Origin of the sequence: Protofrankia sp. Cj3 (genome assembly GCF_917627355.1) — a bacterium.
Lineage (GTDB): Bacteria > Actinomycetota > Actinomycetes > Frankiales > Frankiaceae > Protofrankia.
This window is the reverse complement of sequence record NZ_CAKJTR010000204.1, coordinates 1-4,560: the sequence shown is the minus strand read 5'-3', so window position 1 is coordinate 4,560 and position 4,560 is coordinate 1. Positions and strand designations below refer to the sequence as shown.

Genomic DNA, 4,560 nt, shown 5'->3' with positions numbered 1-4,560 from the left:
ACCCCGATCGACATGATTATCTCTTCAGGAAGGCGAGCGAACAGCTGGACCGCTCAACCACGCCCGTGTGCCGCGCCGACGAACCGTTGTGGCAGGAGACTGACCCGCGCCGCCGCCCGTGTCGGACCGGGTGGCGATTCGAGGAGGAAACCGTGCTTCGCCTCGCGCGCCGCGGCCGGGTATCGGTGGCACCCGGCCGCGGCGCGCGAATATCTCCGCGGGCACGCCGCGGCCCAGCGTACGAAGACGTTCAGATCCCTCCGTGATTCACCTGCGGCTCTGCCCGCGGCCGCGTCAGCGACACACCACTGGCCGTGCCAACACCGCCAGAGAGCGGTCGGTCAAATCGTGACCGTGTGCCGGAGAGCCCTGGCCCGAGGCGGCTCAGTGGATTCGCGAATCGGCCGCGGGCTCCGCGCGGCTGAAGACTCCGCTCGGCTGAAGACTCCGCTCGACTGAAAGCTCCCTTTCGCCTCACCACGAGATGTCACAACGACGGTGCATCGCGCGGGTGACCCTCAATGCCAGGTTTATCTCGCCGGGCTGGCATCGAGCGCGCGGTGGAAGAATTCGGCGGTGTCACGCCGGATCTCCACCGCGTGTCCGGTGCAGCAGTGATCGCCATCATCGTAGATTTTCAACGTGACTTCTTGATCCTTGTGTCTTGTTTGCAGGCTGTCCCTGAGCCATTCCTTGTCCCGTATGGTTACGAGTGGGTCTTTCCTGCCATGGACGATCCGCAGCGGAACCCGCACGTTGTCGAGCAACGCCTCGTTGCGCAACGAGAAAACCGCGTCGGCTTCGGGAAGATCGTTTGGGCCGGTCACGCCCAGCACCTGACAGTACTTGCTTTTCAGGAAAAACGGCAGTTTCCGGAACCCCGCCGTGTCGACGGGTCCGCCGAGGTCGTAGACCGCACCCACCCGTGGGTCCTCGGCGGCCAGCTTGATTGCCCACAGGCCGCCCCAACTGATGCCGATGACACCGATGCGAGAAGCGTCGACCGGATATTGCTCGCTCACCGCGTCCATGGCTGCCTGGACACTTTTCGTGAAGTCCATCGACCAGGTCAGTCCCTCGAGAAAGAAGCTCTCGCCCTGGCCGGGTCCATCGAGACAGAACACCGCGAATCCGTTGTCCTGCAGCGCGAGCTCGGTCGCGAGGTGCTCCTCCTTTGTGTCATCCATGCCGTGAATGATTATGATGAGCGGCGCGGGAACGCCACCATTGCGCGGAAGGTGCAGGTTGCCATAGCATTTGCGACCAGCCCACGGGATCTCTACCCGGTGATAGAGCTCCCCCCACGCCAACGACTCGGCCGCCAGATAGTAGTCACGGGAGCGCCGGTACGCCGTGCGTTTCACGTCGTTGATGGGGAGGCAGCCCCACTGGGTCATATGCGCCAGATAGGATAGATGGCGAAGTCCGTCGATGCGTTTCTGCGCGCTCTGGTCAGCGTCCTTTTCAACCTGGTCCGCGGCCTCGTCAAGCAGGACCGTGGCGGCGTGTGGCCAGTCGTCTATGCTGTCTATGCTGTTAAGGAAGCGCATAAGCGTCTCGTCGGAGATGGATGATGCTCGCCACCTGTTCCAGAACGGGCGGGTCACGTTCTTGACGCCCACTGTCCTGGACAGGGAACGGACGGTCCAACTTGCCACTCTGTCGACGAATCGGTAGCTTTCCGTGTCGCTGACATTCGGATTTACCAAAGTGCTCATTAGTTTTTCACACCGAATTTCATGGACTCGACCGGAGTGAGTTCGATGAGTTTCGCGCCGCGACGGACGGCGTCCTCGTCAAGCGCCGCGATCGGTTCAGGCCGCGGATCGGTTGCCATTCGTCGTTCGTTCGCGTCGATGACCTGATAAAGGTCGAACCCGTATTGGTTACGCATGATTTTGCGACCGAGTTCATTGATCATGCAGTTCGTGCTACAGGTGCCGGTATTTTTCGGTTTGCTCCAGCCGATCTTTTCCAGATCGGCTATCTGTTCGTCGACTGACGGTTTGGCGACGATCTCGTAGAACGGCACCAGCGCGGTTCGGCAGGGTTGTGAATCAAGTAGTCGCGCGGCCTCGGCGTCTTTTTTCATGGCGTACGAGCGTAGCCGGGAGACGAACTTCTCGACCAGTGTGTCAACAGCTGGCAGACCACCACCGGAAAGCACCGGTGAACCATTCAGATCGAGCCGGTTCTGTCCTTTCTGCGTTCCGATGAAACAGAGTGGAATATCGTTGTCGTAGCAGAAGACCGTCGCGTGCGCGGCGATCGTCGCAAAGCACGGCCAACAAGCGGAACCATAGGTCATGGCGGAGCGGACCAAGTCACGGTCACCATCCTCGTTGACCGTGAAGCCCAGGCGGAACAACGAGTCCATCGGCCTGCGTTCGGGCTCGGCGATAATCAGCTCGATGCCGAGTCTCTCACAGAGCTTCTGTGCGTTCTTGATGGCGATCGGCGACTGGTAGCCCTGATTCAGCATCCACGCGGCAACCCGGAGGTCGCGCCGGGCCAGCTCCATCAGCATCCAGCTGGAATCCTTCCCGCCGCTGTAGAGAACCACCGCGTCGTACTTTGCTTCAGGGCGTTTCTCGGGAATGCTCGCGACGAGCTCTACCAACCCCTTCATGGAGCCGGGCAGAACTGAAGAAAATCGGCTCGTGGCCGACGAGCCGAGGATGCGCCGCAGCCGGTCGTTATGATAGATCTGGATTATGAGGTTGAGTATCCACTTCTGATTTTTTTCGTTACCTTGTCCGTGCTCCGTTGTTCTGTTCGTTTCTGTGCAGTAGGAGCACAGGTCGCCAGTTGGGTGCGTGGACACGCCGCTGTCGGTCGCAGCGATGTACTGGTCGTAGGCGAGCGGCATCCCGCAACGTATACAGACGGAGGTGTTGATCTCAGTACTCATTATTGGCTCGCCTCTCAGGAGGATTTTTTTCCGATGGCCGCCCGCAACTTGTCGATGGGCAGCACATGCGGACCGCACTGCAGCGCTGGAATGCATAGCTTGTTCTGGTCGAATGCCGTCATGTATGCGCTGATCATTTCTGGTGTCGGTTCGCCGATGGTGGGTGTGATTCCTGGTTCCAAGGCAAATATCATGCCTTCGGTGAGGCATGACCACGCCGTGCTGCTGCCGTCTGCGCCGACTTCCGCGAAGTCGAACGGGAAGCGGGACCTGAAACCGATGCTGCGGCAGTCCACCAGGCCGGCCTCGCACGGTACGATGTCGGCCCGCTCCACGACACGCCGCCACGCGCCCTCTCGCGACCAACAGTACGGCTGACTGTCGTCAATCAGGATAGTGCCGGGGGCCACCTTGTCTATGTCCACGACGTACGCGGTGCTCACGGCACTGACGAGCACATCGGTCGAGTAGCAGGAGCTGTCCGCGGGCAGTGCGCCGGTGGCATCGGTGATTTCGAAAGAAGTTTTCAGCCCGATTGTGCGCCGAAACTCCTCGGCCAACCGATCGAGCTTACCGCTCATCTGCGGACGGTCGACCAGGACGAGTTCGCCGGGCTTCTCCTCCACCGTCGACAGCAACTGCGCGAAGGAACGCCCGATGCTGCCCACACCGATGACCGTCACCTTTTGTTCAGCGGGCCTGCGGCCAAGCTCCTCCACTGCCTTTTCGTATGTCCGCAGCACGCTGATCGAGGTGACCGCGTGCCCGGTCGTGACGACAATTCCGGCCTGTTCGGCCGGTTTCACGAGCTTGTGGCCGTACAACGAGAGCGCGCCGGTGAGACCACCGAGACAGAGGACCTTCGCACCGGTCTCGGCGGCGGCTGCGATCGCGTCGACCTCCAGGACCTGGCCGCAGCGCCTGCGGGCGGAGGCGTCGATGAGCTCGTTGGCATAGAAGGGCAAGAACAGGATGCCCACCCGCAACGCTCCGATCGTGACGATTTCACCGAAGACCGGTTTCATATGGCGCGTTAGTTGAAATCGGTCGGCCGTGCTGAGGTGGACACTCCAGGGAAACAGTCTGGGGAGATCGTTCTCGTCGCGCGGATGGGTGACAAGAACAACGTCCAACGCCCCGCTTGACTCCTTGGTTTTCCGCCATTCCGACAGAGCGTCGGGACCGATGAAACCGCTCGATTCTGACACGTCTAACCTCCTGTTTCAGGGCGGGCAAATATGGCCATCGGAAGTCTGTTGTGATCGATGCCAAGGAGGAGCCTAGCCACTGGACCGATTATGCGCATTCTCAGGTTTTCGATCAGTACGGATCGTCCTGAAAAAGAACATCCAGCGGTCCGGCAGCCTGTTTCCTGACTGGACAGATTTTCCGCGCGTTTGGATTTTTGGATTTGGCCATTTTTGCAAACGATTATTTTAGTTGGGTGATTTGTGGCTGAAGGCAATGGCCAGCGCCTCGTCCTGATCAGTTCGTGGGTGGGCGGCTGCCAGCGAGGTACTGCTACCGATATCTGGACCAATCGTCATTGGCTATGCGAAACACCCTCCGGCGGTAGCCGAGGGAGGGAGTGGCCGCTGCGTCGCACCTCGTCTGACCTAAACGTGATCGGCAATAGGGGTATGGATCAA

3 protein-coding genes are annotated in these 4,560 nt (G+C 60.3%); all 3 read right to left on the bottom strand.

What is annotated here, in order from left to right:
* Positions 1–530 precede the first annotated feature (530 nt).
* The 3 genes from MJ783_RS20055 to MJ783_RS20045 all read right to left on the bottom strand — a co-directional run bounded on the left by MJ783_RS20055 (position 531) and on the right by MJ783_RS20045 (position 4,119).
* On the bottom strand, positions 531–1,622 hold the full coding sequence (locus MJ783_RS20055; RefSeq protein ID WP_239312633.1) for a S9 family peptidase: 1,092 nt from the start codon (positions 1,620–1,622) through the stop codon (positions 531–533).
* A 95-nt stretch (positions 1,623–1,717) separates the two neighbouring features.
* A complete protein-coding gene (locus tag MJ783_RS20050) occupies positions 1,718–2,869 on the bottom strand; it encodes a hypothetical protein (RefSeq protein ID WP_239312632.1) in 1,152 nt (383 codons plus the stop codon).
* Positions 2,870–2,925: 56 nt separating this feature from the next.
* A complete protein-coding gene (locus tag MJ783_RS20045; RefSeq protein ID WP_239312630.1) occupies positions 2,926–4,119 on the bottom strand; it encodes a hypothetical protein in 1,194 nt (397 codons plus the stop codon).
* Positions 4,120–4,560 lie beyond the last annotated feature (441 nt).